The sequence below is a fragment of the Neobacillus thermocopriae genome (assembly GCF_010975035.1).
GTDB classification, from domain to species: Bacteria; Bacillota; Bacilli; order Bacillales; family Cytobacillaceae; genus Neobacillus; species Neobacillus thermocopriae.
In genome coordinates this window covers 1-19,710 of the sequence record NZ_JAAIUV010000001.1, presented here as the reverse complement: position 1 = coordinate 19,710, position 19,710 = coordinate 1, and the positions used below count along the sequence as shown (strand labels likewise).

Annotated in this window: 18 protein-coding genes and 2 riboswitches; of the genes, 17 read left to right on the top strand and 1 reads right to left on the bottom strand. The window is 39.3% G+C overall.

Translation table 11 applies throughout. The features are described 5' to 3' along the window. Positions 1-32: 32 nt before the first annotated feature. The 17 genes from G4Z05_RS00090 (at position 33) to sufB (ending at position 18,853) form a co-directional block, all read left to right on the top strand. Positions 33-2,417 (top strand): 3-hydroxyacyl-CoA dehydrogenase/enoyl-CoA hydratase family protein, encoded by a 2,385-nt coding sequence (locus G4Z05_RS00090; RefSeq protein ID WP_276207613.1) that lies wholly within the window; start codon positions 33-35, stop codon positions 2,415-2,417. Positions 2,418-2,492: 75 nt separating this feature from the next. After that, positions 2,493-3,668 carry an acetyl-CoA C-acetyltransferase gene (locus G4Z05_RS00085; protein WP_163249773.1) on the top strand — a complete coding sequence of 392 codons (1,176 nt, stop codon included), beginning with the start codon at positions 2,493-2,495 and terminating at the stop codon, positions 3,666-3,668. 55 nt (positions 3,669-3,723) lie between these two features. Beyond that, the gene (locus G4Z05_RS00080; protein ID WP_163249771.1) at positions 3,724-5,505 is read left to right on the top strand and encodes an acyl-CoA dehydrogenase family protein; all 1,782 of its coding nucleotides are present in this window, start codon (positions 3,724-3,726) and stop codon (positions 5,503-5,505) included. A 364-nt stretch (positions 5,506-5,869) separates the two neighbouring features. Then, positions 5,870-6,229, top strand: coding sequence for an arsenate reductase family protein (locus tag G4Z05_RS00075; RefSeq protein ID WP_038537126.1), 360 nt, complete (start codon positions 5,870-5,872; stop codon positions 6,227-6,229). Positions 6,230-6,313: 84 nt separating this feature from the next. Further along, positions 6,314-6,697 carry a glycine cleavage system protein GcvH gene (gene gcvH, locus G4Z05_RS00070; RefSeq protein ID WP_163249769.1) on the top strand — a complete coding sequence of 128 codons (384 nt, stop codon included), beginning with the start codon at positions 6,314-6,316 and terminating at the stop codon, positions 6,695-6,697. 277 nt (positions 6,698-6,974) lie between these two features. Further along, positions 6,975-7,331 carry a toprim domain-containing protein gene (locus G4Z05_RS00065; RefSeq protein ID WP_163249767.1) on the top strand — a complete coding sequence of 119 codons (357 nt, stop codon included), beginning with the start codon at positions 6,975-6,977 and terminating at the stop codon, positions 7,329-7,331. After that, on the top strand, positions 7,331-7,648 hold the full coding sequence (locus G4Z05_RS00060) for a thioredoxin family protein (protein ID WP_240465276.1): 318 nt from the start codon (positions 7,331-7,333) through the stop codon (positions 7,646-7,648). Before G4Z05_RS00065 ends, G4Z05_RS00060 begins: the two co-directional genes overlap by 1 nt. A gap of 275 nt (positions 7,649-7,923) precedes the next feature. Beyond that, positions 7,924-8,328, top strand: a complete 405-nt coding sequence (locus tag G4Z05_RS00055) for an SCP2 sterol-binding domain-containing protein (protein ID WP_163249765.1) — start codon at positions 7,924-7,926, stop codon at positions 8,326-8,328. Positions 8,329-8,792: 464 nt separating this feature from the next. After that, positions 8,793-8,896, top strand: a riboswitch (SAM riboswitch). Between the two features lie 60 nt (positions 8,897-8,956). Beyond that, a complete protein-coding gene (locus tag G4Z05_RS00050; protein ID WP_163249763.1) occupies positions 8,957-10,273 on the top strand; it encodes an O-acetylhomoserine aminocarboxypropyltransferase/cysteine synthase family protein in 1,317 nt (438 codons plus the stop codon). A 118-nt stretch (positions 10,274-10,391) separates the two neighbouring features. Next, positions 10,392-10,502, top strand: a riboswitch (SAM riboswitch). Between the two features lie 164 nt (positions 10,503-10,666). Next, positions 10,667-11,692, top strand: coding sequence for a methionine ABC transporter ATP-binding protein (locus tag G4Z05_RS00045; RefSeq protein ID WP_163249761.1), 1,026 nt, complete (start codon positions 10,667-10,669; stop codon positions 11,690-11,692). A 37-nt stretch (positions 11,693-11,729) separates the two neighbouring features. Next, positions 11,730-12,359, top strand: coding sequence for a methionine ABC transporter permease (locus tag G4Z05_RS00040; protein WP_163250113.1), 630 nt, complete (start codon positions 11,730-11,732; stop codon positions 12,357-12,359). A gap of 15 nt (positions 12,360-12,374) precedes the next feature. Further along, the gene (locus G4Z05_RS00035; protein ID WP_163249759.1) at positions 12,375-13,217 is read left to right on the top strand and encodes a MetQ/NlpA family ABC transporter substrate-binding protein; all 843 of its coding nucleotides are present in this window, start codon (positions 12,375-12,377) and stop codon (positions 13,215-13,217) included. Positions 13,218-13,601: 384 nt separating this feature from the next. Then, positions 13,602-14,387, top strand: coding sequence for a Fe-S cluster assembly ATPase SufC (gene sufC, locus G4Z05_RS00030; protein WP_163249757.1), 786 nt, complete (start codon positions 13,602-13,604; stop codon positions 14,385-14,387). Between the two features lie 23 nt (positions 14,388-14,410). Next, positions 14,411-15,706, top strand: coding sequence for a Fe-S cluster assembly protein SufD (gene sufD / locus G4Z05_RS00025; RefSeq protein ID WP_163249755.1), 1,296 nt, complete (start codon positions 14,411-14,413; stop codon positions 15,704-15,706). After that, the gene (locus tag G4Z05_RS00020; RefSeq protein ID WP_163249753.1) at positions 15,706-16,935 is read left to right on the top strand and encodes a cysteine desulfurase; all 1,230 of its coding nucleotides are present in this window, start codon (positions 15,706-15,708) and stop codon (positions 16,933-16,935) included. Before sufD ends, G4Z05_RS00020 begins: the two co-directional genes overlap by 1 nt. After that, on the top strand, positions 16,925-17,365 hold the full coding sequence (sufU, locus tag G4Z05_RS00015) for a Fe-S cluster assembly sulfur transfer protein SufU (RefSeq protein ID WP_163249751.1): 441 nt from the start codon (positions 16,925-16,927) through the stop codon (positions 17,363-17,365). The genes G4Z05_RS00020 and sufU overlap by 11 nt, the downstream gene beginning before the upstream one ends. 90 nt (positions 17,366-17,455) lie before the next feature. Then, the gene (sufB, locus tag G4Z05_RS00010) at positions 17,456-18,853 is read left to right on the top strand and encodes a Fe-S cluster assembly protein SufB (RefSeq protein ID WP_038537095.1); all 1,398 of its coding nucleotides are present in this window, start codon (positions 17,456-17,458) and stop codon (positions 18,851-18,853) included. A gap of 142 nt (positions 18,854-18,995) precedes the next feature. Here sufB and G4Z05_RS00005 read toward each other — a convergent pair. After that, a partial coding sequence (locus tag G4Z05_RS00005; protein ID WP_163249749.1) for a transposase occupies positions 18,996-19,710 on the bottom strand: 715 nt, incomplete at its 5' end.

Genomic DNA, 19,710 nt, shown 5'->3' with positions numbered 1-19,710 from the left:
GTATTCATTCAAAGTTGAAGGGGGAGACAATGTTGAGTTATTTGATCAAAAAAGCAGCTGTCCTGGGCTCTGGAGTAATGGGATCAGGTATTGCTGCCCATCTGGTGAATATCGGAATTCCAACGCTGTTACTGGACATTGTGCCGCGTGAATTAACGAAGGAAGAAGAAGGAAAAGGACTTACATTAAATGACAAACAAGTACGTAATCGGATTGTAACAAACAACATTCAAAAATTATTAAAACAAAAACCGGCACCCCTAACATCTAAGAAGAATATCGATTTGATTGAAGTTGGAAACTTGGAAGACGATCTAGGAAAGTTAAAGGATGTTGACTGGATTATTGAGGTTGTAGTTGAAAATTTAAACGTTAAGAAGCAGGTTTTTGAAAAGGTTGACCAATACCGAAAACCTGGCAGTATTGTTAGCTCTAATACATCTGGAATTTCCGTTGAAGCTATGGTGGAAGGCCGTTCAGAAGACTTTAAAAAACATTTTCTTGGAACACATTTCTTTAATCCACCGCGCTACCTAAAATTGTTGGAAATTATCCCGACACCATACACCGATCCAGAAGTTCTCTCCTTCATGAAAACGTTTGGGGAAGATGTATTAGGGAAAGGTGTGGTTGTAGCAAAAGATACCCCTAATTTTATTGCCAACCGAATTGGAACATACGGCCTTCTTGTTACAGTAAGAGAAATGTTGAAGGGCGGATACAGTGTAGGGGAAGTGGATTCGATTACTGGACCGTTAATTGGAAGGGCGAAGAGTGCAACGTACCGGACGTTGGATGTAGTTGGATTGGATACGTTTGTTCATGTAGCTGGCAATGTGTATGAGAAAGTAGAAGGTAAAGAGAAGGAAGTGTTCGAAGTACCGGCCTTTATGAAGAAAATGGTTGAAAATGGCTGGCTAGGTAGCAAATCTGGTCAAGGATTTTTCTTAAAGAAAGGGAACGAAATTCTTGAAATCGATCCAAATACATTAGAATATGGCCCGCGTAAAAAACTGTTTGCACCATCCATCGAGCTTGCTAAACAGGAAAAAGGAACAGCGAACAAATTGAAAGCGCTTGTTTATGCAAATGACCGAGCTGGTCAATTTTTATGGCATACATTTTCACAAGTATTCTTATATGCTGCAAAACTATTGGGCGAAATTGCTGATGATATCGTATCCATTGACCGCGCGATGAAATGGGGCTTTGGCTGGGAGCACGGCCCATTTGAAGCATGGGATGCCATTGGTGTTGAAAAATCGGTTCAAAAAATGAAGGAAGCAGGTATGGAAATCCCATCCTGGGTAACGGAAATGCTCGATAATGGGCATACATCATTCTACAAAGAAGAAAATAATGAACTTTACTTTTATCATAACGGAGAATATAAGCTTGTTGAGTTCAATCCTAAAGTGATTGACCTAAAGAAAATCAAAAAACAAAAAGGTGTTATCAAAAAGAACAGTGGAGCCAGCTTGATAGATATCGGAGACGGTGTCGCTTTATTAGAATTCCACTCACCAAACAATGCGCTTGGGCTGGATACCATTCAAATGCTTAATTTCGCTGTAGATGAAGTGGAGAAAAATTACAAAGGGCTGGTCATCGGGAATCAAGGCAAAAACTTCTGTGTAGGAGCTAACCTTGCCATGATGCTAATGGAAGCACAGGATGAAAACTATGATGAGCTTGATTTAGTTATCCGCATGCTTCATAAGGCACTTTTAAAAGTGAAATACAGCTCCAAACCAATTGTTGCAGCACCATTTGGCATGACACTTGGTGGTGGTGCAGAGGTATGCTTGCCGGCAGCCCATATTCAAGCATCTATTGAAACATATATGGGTCTTGTGGAAGTCGGTGTAGGCTTATTGCCGGGTGGCGGTGGTAACAAAGAGCTTTACATCAAGCATTTAGAAAAGATGCCAAACGGTGTTCCGTTTGACCTACAGCAGGTTGCTAATAAAGTATTTGAATTAATTGCCACCGTTAAAGTTTCCACTTCAGGTGAGGAAGCTCGAGAATATAATTTCTTAAGCCATTCAGATGGAATCAGCATAAATAGTGACCATTTATTATATGATGCAAAGCAAGCCGTCCTTGCTTTACATGAAAAGGGCTATAAACCAAGAGTTAAGAAAAAGGTACCCGTGGTTGGGGAAACTGGTTATGCCACTTTATTGTTAGGTGCAGAAGCAATGAAACTATCCGGTCATATATCTGAGCATGACATGAAAATTGCGAAAAAGATCGCATACGTCATTGCTGGTGGCAAAGTCCCATTCGGAACCGAAGTGGATGAGGAATATCTATTGGAACTTGAAAGGGAGGCATTCTTAAGCTTAATTAAGGAGCCAAAAACACAACAGCGCATGCAGCACATGCTTGTGAAGGGTAAACCATTAAGAAATTAAGATGAATGGAGGTTTTCCCTTCTTATAAAAAATAGACTCATATTTTTTAAATATAAGAGAAAGAGAGGGAACGAAATGAGAGAAGCGGTAATCGTAGCTGGAGCGAGAACCCCGGTTGGTAAAGCTAAAAAAGGATCGCTCGCCCAGGTTCGTCCGGATGATTTAGGAGCATTAGTGGTTAAAGAAACATTGAAACGTGCCGGAAACTACGAGGGTAATATTGATGATTTAATCATAGGCTGTGCGACACCAGAGGCGGAGCAAGGAATGAACGTGGCAAGAAATATTGGGGCATTGGCTGGTCTACCCCACACCGTGCCAGCCATCACAGTTAATCGATTCTGTTCATCCGGATTGCAGGCAATTGCTTATGCAGCTCAATCCATCATGCTCGGTCACACGGATACGGCGATTGCGTGTGGAGTGGAATCCATGAGCATGCTACCAATGGGCGGACATGTGATCCGGCCAAACGTGAAACTTGTAGAAAAGGCTTCGGAATATTACATGGGCATGGGGCATACAGCTGAAGAGGTGGCAAAAAAATATGGAATTACCCGTGAAGAGCAGGATGCCTTTGCGGTTAGAAGTCATCAACGTGCCTATAAAGCGATTCAAGAAGGCAAATTTATCGATGAAATTGTACCGGTGGATGTTACGATTCGCTCCGTCGGAAAGGACAATAAGTTGGTGGAAAAAACCTTTCAATTTACTCAGGATGAAGGGGTTCGTCCAGATACAAATTTGGAAACATTGGCAAAGCTTCGCCCAGCATTCTCGATTAATGGTTCGGTAACCGCGGGGAATGCTTCTCAAACAAGTGATGGGGCAGCCGCTGTCATGATTATGGAGCGAGAAAAAGCAGAAGCACTTGGCTTAAAGCCACTTGCCAAATTTAAGTCTTTTGCAGTAGGCGGTGTACCACCTGAAATTATGGGTGTCGGTCCTGTCGTGGCTGTACCAAAAGCGCTAAAGCTTGCGGGGCTTGAATTGTCCGACATCGATTTATTCGAGTTGAATGAAGCGTTTGCTTCCCAGTCTATTCAGGTCATCCGGGAACTTGGTCTAGATGAAGAGAAAGTGAACGTAAACGGTGGAGCCATTGCCCTTGGACACCCGCTTGGTTGTACAGGAGCAAAGCTTACATTAACACTAATCAACGAATTAAAACGCAGACAAAAACAGTTCGGTGTTGTAACAATGTGTATCGGCGGAGGCATGGGTGCTGCAGGCGTATTCGAATTGCTTTAAAAAAACCTTGTTGTTTCAAACGACAGCTTTCAAACTAATTTAGGAGGAGTTTTACATGACTGAAATAAAAAAGGTTGTAAAGGGCGGGAGCTTTTTAATTGAAGATCTTTCTTATGAAGATATGTTTACACCGGAAGATTTTTCAGATGAGCATTTAATGATTGCACAAACAGCGGAAGACTTTGTTGAAAAAGAAGTACTCCCACAACTTGAACATTTGGAGAACCATGAATTTGATCGCACGGTTAAGCTGTTAAAGAAAATGGGGGAACTGGGCTTGTTAGCCGTCGATATCCCTGAAGAATATGAAGGACTTGGCTTAGACAAGATTACATCCTCTGTCATTACTGAGAAAATGGCTGGTGCTGGAGGGTTCTCCCTTTCTTATGGAGCGCACGTGGGTATTGGCTCTCTCCCAATTGTTTTATTTGGAAATGAAGAGCAAAAGAAAAAGTATCTTCCGGCCCTCGCTTCCGGAGAAAAAATTGCTGCTTACGCTTTAACGGAGCCAGGCTCGGGATCCGATGCTCTTGGGGCAAAAACAACCGCTAAACTTAATGCGGCTGGCACTCATTATATTCTAAATGGTGAAAAGCAATGGATTACGAACGCCGGTTTTGCAGATGTTTTTGTCGTATATGCCAAAATTGATGGAGAGCACTTCTCTGCTTTTATCGTTGAAAGAGATTTTCCAGGAGTTTCAACTGGGGCGGAAGAAAAGAAAATGGGAATTAAATCTTCTTCCACTCGAACGCTTATTTTAGAGGAAGTGCCTGTTCCGGTAGAAAATCTATTAGGTGAACCTGGAAAAGGTCATGTGATTGCCTTTAACATTTTAAATATTGGTCGTTATAAATTGGCTGTAGGCGCTATCGGAGGAGCGAAAAAAGCTTTTGATATGACCGTGCAATATGCAAATGGGCGCAAGCAGTTTAATACACCTATCTCTCAATTCAATTTAACAAAAGAGAAATATGGGACGATGGCTTCGAAAATATATGCGGCTGAAAGCTCTGTTTATCGAACTGTAGGTTTATATGAAAATAATCAAGGGAAGCTTTCTGCAGAAGAAGTAAAAGATATTAAGAAGCTAGCAAGTGCCATTGCTGAATATGCGGTAGAATGCTCGGTCAATAAATTTTTTGCAAGTGAAGTTCTATCTTATGTCGTTGATGAAGGAGTGCAAATCCACGGTGGATACGGATATATGCAGGAATATCCAATTGAAAGAGCGTATCGGGATGCACGCATCAACCGCATTTTCGAAGGAACAAATGAAATCAACCGCCTGCTCGTTCCTGGAACCTTGGTGAAAAAGGCAATGAAAGGCGATCTCCCATTATTCCAAAAGGCCATGACCCTTCAAGAAGAAGTCATGATGTTAATGCCGGAAGAACCAGGCGATGAACTACTAGCTCAAGAAAAATATTTATTGAAAAATGCGAAGAAAATGGCCCTTCTCTTAGTTGGATTGGCCGCTCAGAAATTTGGCAAAGCTCTTGAAAAAGAGCAAGAAATCCTTGCAAACATTGCTGACGTCGTGTCTAATGTTTATGCAATGGAATCTGTCGTATTACGTACGGAAAAGGCCATCCAAAAAGACGGTGCTGATAAGCATAAACAAAAGGTCCTTTATACACAAATCTTCTGCCAAGAGGCATTTAATGAAATCGAAGCGAGTGCCAAAGAAACACTCATTGCTGTGGAAGAAGGCGATATGTTACGTTTGATGTTATCTATGCTTCGCAAGTTAACTCGTCACACTCCAGTGAACGTCATTGCGAAAAAGCGTGAAGCGGCTGATGTTCTAATTGAAGCTGAGCGTTACGTCGTGTAACGATCAATATGGGCTTCCTTCATAAATGAGGGAAGCTTTTTTTATTTTTGTGTTAAAAAAATCATTTTTGACTTTAGGATTAGTCTTGAATAAGCGTCCTTAGCGTCTAGAAGATTTACCTCGCTAACATCGATTATTTCAGTAGGAGAGGAAGGCTACGGTAGTTAATGCCTTGCACGACTGGCCGCTGCTAGGGGCGCTCATGCTTTTCTGAATAGAGTGGAAAATATTTTTTTATGAAGGAGGAAATTCTACAAAAGATGTCGAATTTATCCGATGGTTGAAAATTGCATATTGTCACTATTAGGTTTTTCAAAAGCCTTATGGTAAAATGGCATTGAAATTGAATAGGCGGTGATCATGGGTGTCTCTAACTTTTTACTGGTATCCGAAATGCGGGACTTGCCGTAAAGCAAAGAAATGGCTGGATGAACATAATCTTGCTTATGAGACAGTACATATTGTCGAAAATCCTCCTTCCCGTGAGGAATTAGTGGATTTATATCATAAAAGCGGACTGGAATTAAAAAAGTTTTTTAACACTAGCGGGCAGAAATATCGTGAACTCGGTGTTAAAGATCGTCTGAAAACCGCAACGGAGGATGAATTATTGGATTTGTTGGCCTCAGACGGCATGTTAATAAAAAGGCCTCTGTTAACAGATGGTGAACATGTAACTGTTGGTTTTAAAGAAGAAGAGTATGAAAAAATGTGGCTTAAATAAAAGCCTGCTTCCATTTATTCCTGTGAAATCGAATTATTTCGATGATAAATTTTTTTGATAAACATATATGGAGGGATTTAAGCAATGAGCGTACCAAAAGAATTACGTTATTCAAAAGAACATGAATGGGTAAAAGTAGAAGATGGAAAGATTCGTATTGGTATTACGGACTTTGCTCAATCTGAGCTAGGGGATATTGTTTTCGTTGAACTTCCAGAAGTGGGCGATGAAGTAACGGTTAACGAACCATTTGGAAGTGTAGAATCTGTAAAAACCGTGTCTGAACTTTATGCTCCTGTTAGTGGTAAGATAGTGGAAATTAACGAAGAATTAAACGATAGCCCTGAATTTGTTAACGAATCACCATATGAAAAGGCTTGGATGATTGTCGTAGAACCTTCAAACAGCGGTGAATTAGACGAACTTTTAACAGCAGAACAATATGAAGAAATGATTAAAGAAGATTAATTTTTTGGAAAAGCACCTTTTGAGGGTGCTTTTTTGCATAAATTTCCACTATTTCTAATGCAATTATAGGGAATCTTAACATAAAATCGGTGGAAAGGAATATTAGTCTATAATAATAGTGGATGGTGCAAACGTGAGAATTTTTTCATCATTCATGAGCAAATACCTATTGTTAATACCACTAATAATGATATAGTTAACATAATTAATTAGAGCACAAGTATTGGAATTTGGAATATGTTAACATAAAACAGATTTCTATCTCGGGTGATGGATGATGAAAGATTTGTATGTTGACAAAGTATTGATCGTTGAAGGAAAATCGGATAAAAACAAAGTAAAAAATATTGTCAAGGAACCACTAGAAATTATATGTACGAATGGAACCATTAGTCACAGTAAGCTTGATGAATGGATTGATTTCCTTGAAGACAAGGATGTATATATTCTTGTTGATGCCGACGAAGCAGGTGAAAAGCTTCGAAAGCTATTTAAACGTGAATTTCCAAATGCAGAGCATTTATATATAGATAGGATGTATCGAGAGGTGGCCACCGCACCTGTGCATCATTTAGCTACAGTACTGCTGAGCGCCAATATCGATGTCCATACTGAGTATTTAGAGATGGGATAATGGCTATTATGAATGAATGGAACCGAAATGATTTGACCTCCTTCCTTGAAAATGGTGGGAATGGATTGCTTTATTTTTATACGCCAATGTGCGGTACTTGCCAGTTAGCAGGAAAAATGCTTGAGGTAATTAAGGAAATTGCTCCTATTGATATGGGGAAAATGAATTTAAATTTTTATCCGGATTTGGCGATGGACTTTGGAATTGAAAGTGTCCCCTGTTTATTGTTCATCCGTGGAGGAGAAGTAACTGATACGATCTATGCATTTCGTTCTGTGCCGTACTTGCTAGAAAAAATAAATGAACATTTTGGTTGAGATTTGCTAGACGCCTATCGAGGGCGTCATTTTTTTAGGCTAAAAAGTTTATTTTGATTTCTTACATATGTTACCAACATTTTTTCCTCATCATCTTTTCTCTACAAATGATTTCCTCTTGAACTTTCTCCACTTCTTTCTCATTGGGTACATTTTCCGACATATTTTCTGGGAAATGGCTAATAATACGAGACATTTGTCGAGCAATTGTAAAAGGAATTAAAGGGGCATTGCTTAAATAATAAGGTAAGACTAGTGAATCGGAGTGAGGAATAATGATTGAAGCTGTACAAGTTTTTTTACAAGAAGTGAAGAAACGTAACCATCTTTTCCCATTAATTGATCAAGTAGATATCCGGGTTGTCCTAAAAAGCGAACAGCAAACCATTCAGTTTATCATCAAAAATGGGGAAATATTATTCCTTCATGAAAGAAACGATTCACAGCCCCATTGCCTCATCAGTGGGAGCAGTGATGGATTGGCGCAGCTCCTTAAGGGTCAAGAAAAACTAAGAACGCTTGAACGAATCGGTAGCCTCACCATTACTGCACCATTGCGGACAGTATTATTACTGGAGTCTATTTTTTATTTAGCCAATTCACGAAATGAAAAAATGAAAAAGAGGAGAGAAACAAATCAGAACGTGGCACGTTTAGGAATTACCCAGAAGGTTATCTAAGGGATGACCAAAAGAGGAAAGCAGAATTGTAAATTCGTCATCTTTACTCTAACAATTTTTACCTTAATAATGAATAGTAATTTATATAATTGGATTTTTATGGTTTAGAAATTAGTTACGTAAAATTCAAATAAATTACATGTGTGCAAGGAGAATCTCTCCATGTTTGTAGGAGATTTGATTTTTCAAGTTGTTCAAATATTATTTCTGCTCATTCTTGGTGTAGGAGTCTTCTGGATTGGTAGGTTGATGTTAAAAAATAGAAATAATTGAGTTGGATTTCTTTCATAAATTCCTCCATCATATAATGGAGGAATTATTTTGTTAGTTTTTATTTCACTCTAATTTTGAATGATTGCTTATCTCCAAAATTAATAAAATCTTTAATCAAACCTATTGACTCGGAATTAAACTTCATGTATGATTTTTTTAAATATTCGTACATTAAAAGACTTACATAAAGATTCTTATCAAGAGAGGCGGAGGGACTGGCCCAGTGAAGCCCGGCAACCGGTATTTGAAACACGGTGCTAAATCCAGCAGAGCTTTTAGCTCTGAAAGATAAGAAGAGTATTCCCCCTCTTCTTATGAAGCAGGGGATTTTTATTTTTAGAAGGGAGAGAGAACAATGACGGCAAAGGAAAAGAAATATCGCTTTGAGACATTAAGTGTTCATGGAGGATTGTCTCCTGATCCGGTAACAGGGGCACGAGCAGTTCCTATTTATCAAAACAATGCCTACCAATTTAAAAATACAGAACATGCCGCAAACCTCTTTGCACTGGCAGAGCAAGGATATATATATACACGTATCCATAACCCAACAACAACGGTTTTTGAGGAAAGGGTGGCACTTTTGGAAGGAGGAGTTGGAGCACTTGCGGTAGCAAGTGGTATGGCAGCTATAACGCTCGCGATTCTTAACCTTGCCGAAGCTGGAGATGAAATTGTGTCAGCTTCCACACTATATGGTGGAACATACAATTTATTTGCTGTGACTCTTCCTAAATACGGGATTAACGTAAAGTTTGTCGACCCAGAGGATCCGGAGAATTTCCGGGCAGCTATTACGGAAAAAACAAAAGCGGTCTTTGCTGAAACTATTGGAAATCCAAGTTTGCGCGTGTTGGATATTGAAAAAGTGGCAAATATTGCACATAAAGCGGGGATACCATTAATTGTTGATAATACATTTGCTACTCCATATTTATGCCGTCCGATTGAACATGGGGCAGATATTGTGGTTCACTCTGCTACAAAGTGGCTGTTAGGAAATGGTACGACAACTGGAGGCATCATTGTAGATGGCGGTAAATTTGATTGGAATTCTCCGAAATTCCCTGGCTTCACAACACCAGATCCAAGCTACAATAATCTTGTTTATGCAGAGGCACTGGGACCACTTGCGTATATTATTAAAGCACGTGTTCAACTGCTACGAGATATGGGTCCTTCGTTAAGTCCGCAAAATGCATTTCAATTTGTATTAGGTTTGGAAACATTGCATGTACGGATGAAAGAACATGTAGCCAATGCGAAAGAGGTTGTTAAATACTTGAAGAGCCATCCAGCGGTTGAGTGGGTTTCATATCCAGGGGATGCTTCTCACCCTGACTACGAGCTTGCTCAAAAGTATTTGCCTAAAGGGGCTGGCTCTATTGTTATCTTCGGAATTAAAGGTGGAAGAGAAGCTGGAGCAAAATTAATAGATTCCATTAAGATTTGGGCGCATGTAGCGAATGTCGGTGATGCTAAGAGCTTGATTATTCACCCGGCAAGTACCACCCATCAACAGCTCGATGTGGAAGGATTAAAGGCATCCGGTGTGTCTGAGGACTTGATTCGATTATCTATTGGGATTGAAAATGTAGAGGATTTAATTGAAGACTTAGAAGATGCCATCGAAGTAGCAACAGGTATCACCTCTTTAAAAACGAAAGCCTAAGTATTATTAAAAATTTCCATTGACACCTGTTTTTATCCGTGATACGATAGCCATCGTAAAATATTTTCTGACTTTTACACACAACGATGTGTTAACTGAATATAGGATTGTTTAAACGCTCTTATCAAGAGAGGTGGAGGGATGTGCCCAATGAAGCCCGGCAACCGTCAATTCTTTGAATTGAAATGGTGCCAATTCACACAAAGCATGTTGCTTTGAGAGATGGGAGAAAGGAATTGTTGTTTTATGATGCCTTTCTGCCTGTGCGGAAAGGCATTTTTTATAAGAATTTATTGGTGGCAAGTAATTCCTTTTTTGCCGGCCAATGATCAAATCCTTTTCAGAAAAAAAGTCAAAATATAAATTTAATTCGGATAAGAAGCAGGTGAGTTCATGATATCGATTAAAAACGTCCGAAAGATTTTTCCTTCCAAACATGGCCTGCTTATAGCTGTGGATGAAGTGAATCTTGAAATTAAAAAAGGCGAAATCTTCGGAATCATCGGATATAGTGGTGCCGGAAAGAGTACTTTAATTCGTATGCTGAATGGTTTGGAAATTCCGACAGATGGTTCTGTAACAGTGGCGGGCCGGGAAATTTCCAAAATTAAAGGAAGCGAGCTTCGACAGGCAAGGCAAGAAATTAGTATGATTTTTCAGCATTTCAACCTCTTATGGTCAAGAACTGTTAGTGAAAATATTGCTTTCCCATTAGAAATTGCTGGTGTGAAAGCCCCAGAGAGGAAAAAAAGGGTAGCCGAGTTGATTCAATTAGTTGGTCTAGAAGGTAGAGAAGATGCCTATCCATCTCAATTAAGTGGAGGTCAGAAGCAAAGGGTCGGGATTGCCCGAGCGCTTGCCAATAATCCTAAGGTATTGCTTTGTGATGAAGCTACCTCTGCACTTGATCCACAAACTACCGATTCCATCTTGGATCTATTAGTAGATATTAACAAAAAACTAGGCTTAACGATTGTGTTAATTACTCATGAAATGCATGTCATTAGGAAAATCTGTCATCGTGTAGCTGTTATGGAAAATGGAAGAATTGTAGAACTTGGTCAAGTTCTCGATGTGTTTAAAAACCCTAATCAGCCGATTACAAAGCGATTTGTTCAACAAGTGACAGAGCCGGAAGAAACAAAAGAAACCATTGAGCATTTACTGGAGCGTTATCATTCAGGTTCCATTGTCAAGTTAACCTTTATTGGTGATTCCGCTGAGCAGCCACTGATCACTCATTTGATTCGTCATCACCATGTGACAGTCAATATATTACAAGGGAAGATTTCACAAACGCAAAGCGGTTCATACGGAACTCTTTTCATTCATATCGACGGGGACCAAGCAGAAATCAGTAAAGCCATAGAATATATTCGTTCCCAAAAGGTAGGAGTGGAGGTGGTTACAGGTGAATAATCAAGAAGGTTATTTTCAAAATGTTGATTGGTCGGCGATGTGGCAGGCAACGTTGGAAACTTTGTATATGACGGGCATTTCTGTATTAATTACATTTGTGTTGGGCATCATTCTTGGTATGCTTTTATTCTTAACATCACCGGGAAATTTGTGGGCTAATAAGCCGATTAACTTAGTCATAAGTGCCATCGTAAATATTTTCCGTTCCATTCCATTTATTATTTTGATTGTATTATTAATTCCATTAACCATGTTAATCTTTCAAACAATGATTGGCGAAAATGCAGCATTGCCAGCTTTAATTATTGGTTCCGCCCCGTTTTATGCAAGAATGGTTGAAATTGGCCTTCGTGAAATTGATAAAGGTGTGATTGAAGCGGCCAAATCCATGGGAGCTACTACCAGAACGATTATTTGGAAGGTATTGTTACCGGAATCCATGCCGGCACTTGTTTCCGGAATTACGGTAACAGCCATTGCCTTGGTTAGCTATACAGCCATGGCAGGTGTCATAGGTGCAGGAGGATTGGGAAACCTCGCCTATCTCCAAGGCTTCCAGCGAGGAAATAATGACGTAACCTTAGTTGCAACCATTATCATTTTAGTTATCGTATTTGCGATTCAGTTTATTGGTGATTTTATCACTTCAAAATTAGATAAACGATAAAGGAGAGTCTAGACAATGAAAAAATGGTTAAATGTATTTTTTGCATTAACGCTTGCTTTTGTTCTCGCTGCTTGTGGAACGGGAAATGACAAAGAAAACGCTGGGGATAGCGGGGATAAAGAATCAAAAACGTTAGTAGTCGGTGCATCCAACGTACCACATGCTGAAATTTTAGAAGAAGCAAAACCACTATTAAAGGAGAAAGGCATTGACCTGAAAATCGAGACATTCCAAGATTATGTATTACCTAACAAGTCATTAGCATCGAAAGAATTGGATGCTAACTACTTCCAGCATATCCCTTACTTGAATGCTCAAAATGAAGAATTCGGTTATGGATTTGTCAATGCAGGTGGTATCCATATTGAGCCAATTGGTGTTTATTCCAAAAAGTACAAAAAACTTAGCGACCTTCCAGAAGGTGCACATCTTATCATGAGTAACTCTGTCGCTGACCATGGACGTCTTTTATCCTTACTTGAAAAAGAAGGACTAATTAAACTAAAAGATGACATTGATAAGACAAAAGCTGAAATTAAAGATGTAGTAGAGAATCCTAAGAAGCTTAAATTTGATGCAAACTATGAGGCAGCACTTCTTCCACAAATCTATAATAAAGGTGAAGGAGATGCCGTGTTAATCAACTCTAACTACGCGATCGATGCCGGCTTAAATCCATTAAAAGATTCAATCGCCATTGAAGATAAAGAGTCTCCATATGTAAACGTCATTGCTGTTCGTAAAGGGGACGAAAACAAGGAAGAAATCAAAGCGCTTATCGATGTTTTACATTCGAAAGAAATCCAAGATTTTATTTTAGAGAAATATGATGGTGCTGTTGTACCAGTATCTGAATAATTAATATAAGTAGAAAATAGGTTAGAAAAGTCAGTGAGGATGATTCACTGGCTTTTCTTATTTCTTTACATTGAAACAAGATTTGATGGTAAAAATAGATTTGATAGGCAATTGTACCATTGGCAATTATATTGAAAATGGGTTATGATTTTATTCGAGTTTATTTTACATATTTTTTATCTACTATAATATTAGAAGATTGTTCCTAATTTGAAATTCATTCTCAATTAGCTATTCTTTATTGAAAATAAAAGCTAGGTTTATACAGTATAAAGGTTGCTAACACATTTAATATGTTATAAGATTGTAATGAGAATAAAATGAGAATGATATTAGAGATGTTAGGATCTGATAATACAAACATTCTTTGTCGGAGGTATTAATATGGCTGGATCAACTTTAACAATCAAGGATTTACATGTGGCAATTGATGGAAAAGAAATTTTGAAAGGTGTAAACCTTGAAGTAAAAGGCGGAGAGATTCACGCAATCATGGGACCAAACGGAACTGGTAAATCTACTTTATCAGCAGCGATCATGGGTCATCCAAAATATGAAGTAACAAGTGGTAGCATCACACTAGATGGTCAAAATGTTCTAGAAATGGAAGTAGATGAGCGTGCACGTGCTGGTCTATTTTTAGCTATGCAATATCCAAGTGAAATCACTGGTGTAACGAATGCAGACTTCTTACGGTCAGCGATCAATAGCCGTCTAGGAGAAGGAAACGAAATTTCATTAATGAAATTTATCCGTAAAATGGATGAAAAGATGGAATTCCTTGAAATGGATTTAGACATGGCGCAACGTTACTTAAATGAAGGTTTCTCAGGTGGGGAGAAAAAACGGAACGAAATTTTACAATTAATGATGTTAGAACCAAAAATTGCGATCCTCGATGAGATTGACTCCGGACTTGATATCGATGCCCTTAAGGTTGTATCAAAAGGTGTCAATAGTATGCGCGGTGAAGATTTTGGATGCTTAATTATCACTCACTATCAGCGTCTTTTAAACTATATTACTCCTGACTATGTGCATGTTATGATGCAAGGCCGTGTTGTTAAATCTGGAGGACCGGAGCTGGCTCAACGTTTAGAGGCAGAAGGGTACGACTGGATTAAGAAAGAACTTGGGATCGAAGACGAAACAGTTGGGCAAGAAGCGTAAGACTTGCGGTTAGGAGGATGAACATGACAATCGAAACAATTGATAAAGGTATCGTCAGCTCTTTTTCCAAAGAAATGAGCGAACCTGTCTGGTTTGAAGAGCTTAGGCTAAAAGCATTAGCCGAGTTTGAAGAGCTTCCAATGCCAAAACCGGATAAAACCAAAATTGATAAGTGGAACTTCACAAATTTTAATCAGCACACTGTTAAAAGTGAAGCCTTCACATCTTTGGCTGATCTTCCGGATGAAGTGAAAGCCCTCGTGGATGCAGGAAGCCAAAATTTATACATCCAACGCAATCAGACTCCGGCATATTTAACGTTGTCTGATGAGCTAAAAAAACAGGGTGTCATTTTTACTGATATTTTTACTGCAGCCCGCGAACACGGTGACTTATTGAAAAAATACTATATGACGCAAGCGATTAATGCAGATGAGCACCGTCTAACTGCTTTACATGCAGCGCTTGTAAACGGCGGCATATTCTTATATGTTCCAAAAAACGTACAAATCACTGAACCAATTCAGGCTGTATTCTTACATGATAATAATGAAGCGAATCTCTTTAACCATGTTCTAGTGGTTGCTGATGATAATAGTTCTGTGACGTATGTTGAAAACTATATTTCCACAATGGAAACATCGAACACATTAGCGAACATTTTAACTGAGGTTATTGCCAACACGAACGCCCGAGTACAATATGGAGCGGTAGATAATTTGGCAAAAGGGGTTACCACTTATGTAAACCGCCGCGGGGTAACCGGCCGTGATTCCCGTATTGAATGGGCGCTTGGATTAATGAACGAGGGCAATACTATTTCTGAAAATACAACAAACCTACTTGGTGATGGCTCTTATGGTGATACAAAAACCGTAGTAGTTGGACGTGGTGAGCAAATCCAAAACTTCACCACCAAGGTTGTTCACTTTGGTAAACATACTGAAGGTTATATCTTGAAGCACGGTGTCATGAAGGATAGCGCTACTTCCATTTTTAACGGAATCGGAAAAATTGAGCATGGTGCTTCCAAATCTAATGCTGAACAAGAGTCTCGCGTATTAATGCTTAGTGAAAAAGCACGCGGAGATGCCAATCCAATTTTATTAATTGACGAAGATGATGTAACAGCAGGACACGCGGCATCTGTTGGACGTGTGGATCCTACTCAACTTTATTATCTAATGAGCCGAGGAATTCCTAAGGCAGAAGCAGAGCGCTTAGTTATTCATGGTTTCCTTGCGCCGGTGGTAAACCAACTTCCAATTGAAAAAGTAAAACAGCAATTGACGGAAGTTATTGAAAGGAAAGTAAGATAATGAATATCCAAGATATTCGCAAACAGTTTCCGATTTTGGATCAGGAAGTAAATGGGAAACCTCTTGTTTACTTAGACAGTGCGGCTACCTCTCAAAAACCGGTTCAGGTGATTGAAACACTTGAAAGATATTACCGTGAGTACAATTCCAATGTCCATCGTGGTGTTCATACATTGGGAACAAAAGCGACGGATGCTTATGAAGGGGCACGGGAAAAAGTTCGAAAGTTCATCAACGCCAAGTCGATTCAAGAAATAATTTTTACGCGAGGGACAACAACGGCCCTTAATACGGTCGCTGCAAGCTATGCTGCTGCAAACTTGAAGGAAGGCGATGAGATCGTTATTTCCTATATGGAGCATCATAGTAATATCATCCCGTGGCAGCAGGTGGCTAAACGAACTGGAGCCCAATTGAAATACCTCCCACTTCAAGAGGATGGAACAATTTCATTAGACGATGTTCGGGCAACCGTTACGTCCAATACAAAGATTGTATCGATTATGCAAGTTTCTAATGTTCTTGGCGTTATTAATCCGATCAAGGAAATTGCTCAAATTGCGCATGAAAATGGTGCGATTATGGTCGTAGATGGTGCCCAAAGTGCACCACATATGAAAATTGATGTTCAAGATTTAAACTGTGATTTTCTAGCATTCTCCGGCCATAAAATGTGTGGCCCAACCGGTATCGGAGTTTTATATGGTAAAAAGCATTTACTTGAAAATATGGAGCCGATTGAGTTTGGCGGAGAGATGATTGATTTTGTTGAATTGTATGATTCTACATGGAAAGAGCTTCCATGGAAGTTCGAAGGAGGCACCCCTATCATTGCTGGTGCGGTAGGTCTCGGCGCTGCCATCGATTTTTTAAATGAAATTGGACTTGATCAAATTGCAGAGCATGAACAGAAACTTGCTGCCTATGCACTTGAAAAAATGGCAAAGATTGAAGGAATTCAAATCTATGGTCCATTAGATCCAGCCAAACGTGCCGGTGTTGTCACCTTTAATATTCAGGATGTGCATCCGCATGATGTGGCAACGGTATTAGATGCAGAAGGGATCGCAGTCCGCGCTGGCCATCATTGTGCCCAACCATTGATGAGATGGTTAAAAGCAACTGCTACAGCTCGAGCAAGCTTTTACCTATATAATACGGAAGAAGATATTGATAAACTTGTTGAAGGGCTTGTCAAAACAAAGGAGTATTTCAGTGATGTCTTCTAATAACTTAGATCAATTGTACCGTCAAGTCATTATGGATCATTATAAAAATCCCCGTAATCGTGGTATCTTAGAGGATGGCAATTTGACCATTGATATGAACAACCCTACTTGTGGTGACCGGATTCGTTTAACAATCAAGGTCGAAGACGGCATTGTAAGTGATGCCAAATTTGAAGGCGAAGGCTGTTCCATTTCTATGTCATCTGCCTCTATGATGACCCAAGCAATCAAAGGGAAAAAAATAGATGACGCATTGAAGTTGTCGAAAATTTTTTCCGATATGATGCAAGGGAAAGAATATGACGATGATATCGATTTAGGCGATATTGAAGCATTATCAGGTGTGTCTAAATTTCCAGCCAGAATTAAATGTGCAACATTAGCATGGAAGGCAATGGAAAAAGGACTCAAGGAAGAAGAAAAGCATTAACACCAAGAGAAAGTATCAGCAGAATGAGCTCAACAATCAAACGGAATGGGTCATATACTGACCCTCCGTTTCCAAAGGAGGAATACGACGATGGCGAAAAAAATGCCGGAAATCGGTGATTATAAATATGGTTTTGCCGATAAGGACGTTTCCATTTTCCGCTCAAAGCGTGGTTTGACACGTGAGATTGTCGAAGAAATTTCTAAGATGAAGGGCGAACCGCAATGGATGCTTGATTTCCGTTTAAAATCTCTTGAGCATTTCTATAACATGCCAATGCCTCAATGGGGCGGAGATCTAAATGCATTAGATTTTGATGAAATTACTTATTATGTAAAACCATCTGAGAAATCAGAGCGTTCTTGGGACGAGGTTCCTGAAGAAATTAAAGCAACTTTTGATAAGCTTGGAATTCCTGAAGCAGAACAAAAATATTTGGCAGGGGTTTCTGCGCAATATGAATCTGAGGTTGTTTACCATAACATGAAGGAAGATTTAGAAGCATTAGGTATTATCTTTAAGGATACAGATTCTGCTTTAAAAGAAAATGAAGATATCTTCCGTAAGCATTGGGCAACAGTTGTTCCACCAACAGATAACAAATTTGCGGCTTTGAACTCTGCCGTTTGGTCTGGAGGCTCTTTTATTTATGTTCCGCCAGGTGTAAAAGTAGATACTCCATTACAAGCATACTTCCGCATTAACTCTGAGAATATGGGACAATTTGAAAGAACGCTTATTATCGTAGATGAAGGTGCTCATGTTCACTATGTAGAAGGATGTACGGCGCCGGTTTACACAACTAACTCTCTTCACAGTGCGGTTGTTGAAATTATCATTAAAAAAGGTGCTTATTGCCGCTATACAACGATTCAGAACTGGGCTAATAACGTTTATAATCTGGTTACAAAACGGGCTGTTTGTGAAGAAAATGCAACAATGGAATGGATTGACGGTAACATTGGTTCTAAGCTGACGATGAAGTATCCAGCCGTTATTTTAAAAGGTGAAGGCGCTCGTGGTATGACATTATCCATTGCGATTGCCGGTAAAGGTCAGCACCAAGATGCAGGAGCGAAAATGATCCACCTTGCGCCAAATACATCTTCAACGATTGTTTCTAAATCGATTTCTAAACAGGGCGGTAAGGTAACTTACCGTGGTATTGTCCACTTCGGACGCAAAGCGGATGGTGCCCGTGCCAATATCGAGTGCGACACGTTGATTATGGATAATCAATCTACTTCAGATACTATTCCATATAACGAAATTTTAAATGACAACATTTCACTTGAGCACGAAGCGAAAGTTTCTAAAGTTTCAGAAGAACAACTTTTCTATCTAATGAGCCGTGGAATTTCTGAGCAGGAAGCAACTGAAATGATTGTCATGGGCTTTATTGAGCCATTCACAAAAGAACTACCAATGGAATACGCTGTTGAGATGAACCGTTTGATTAAGTTCGAAATGGAAGGTTCTATTGGATAAATAACGAAAAACCCTTGTTTATCAAGGGATTCAGATTGTAGACAAAAGGCATTCCGAATAAACTTAATTCGAAATGCCTTTTCAAATTTTAAGCAATTTTTGGTCTATATTAACTTTAATTTGACCCCTACGGGGTCAATTATTATACCATTTTTGGACTAGTCCAAGTCCAGTTTGCCAGTTTCTTTAAATTCATTGCAGCAAAAGTAAGCATCGCCTGCATGGACAATTTTTTAAGGCCTCTTAAAGTCGTCCACCGCATGCCATGCTTTTCTTTAGCATCAGCAAACACACGTTCAATAGTTTCTTTCCGTTTTGCATATATAATTCGATTCTCTGTTGTATAACGAAGGTGATCTGCTTCCTCTAAATAATCTTCCCAAACATGCCGTTGAATTAATTTTTGATGATTTTGGCTCTGTGTGCATTGAGCTAATAAAGAACAATTCTTACATTTAGTCGGATTAGAGAAATACTGACGATAACCTTCCTTAGTAGTTGTTCTATATTCTAGGACTTGTCCTTCCGGACATATGTAACAGTCAAAATGTTTATCATACACATAGTCATGTTTTCTTAAATAGTTTTTCTTTGTACGTGGGCGTGTATAGGGTAATACAGGTCGTATATTATTTTCTATTAAGTATTGAGCAATGGCGGGTGTTTTATAGCCAGCGTCAGCAGCAACTGCATCAGGCTTTCCACAGTTTTCAATGACCTTTTCAAGCAGGGGTTCAAACATCGTACTATCATGAATATTACCTGGAGTTACAATCGTTCCCAGAATAAATCCATTTCTATCAGCCGCAGCATGAAATGAATAAGCAAATTGTTTTGTGCGCTCATCCTTTACGTAG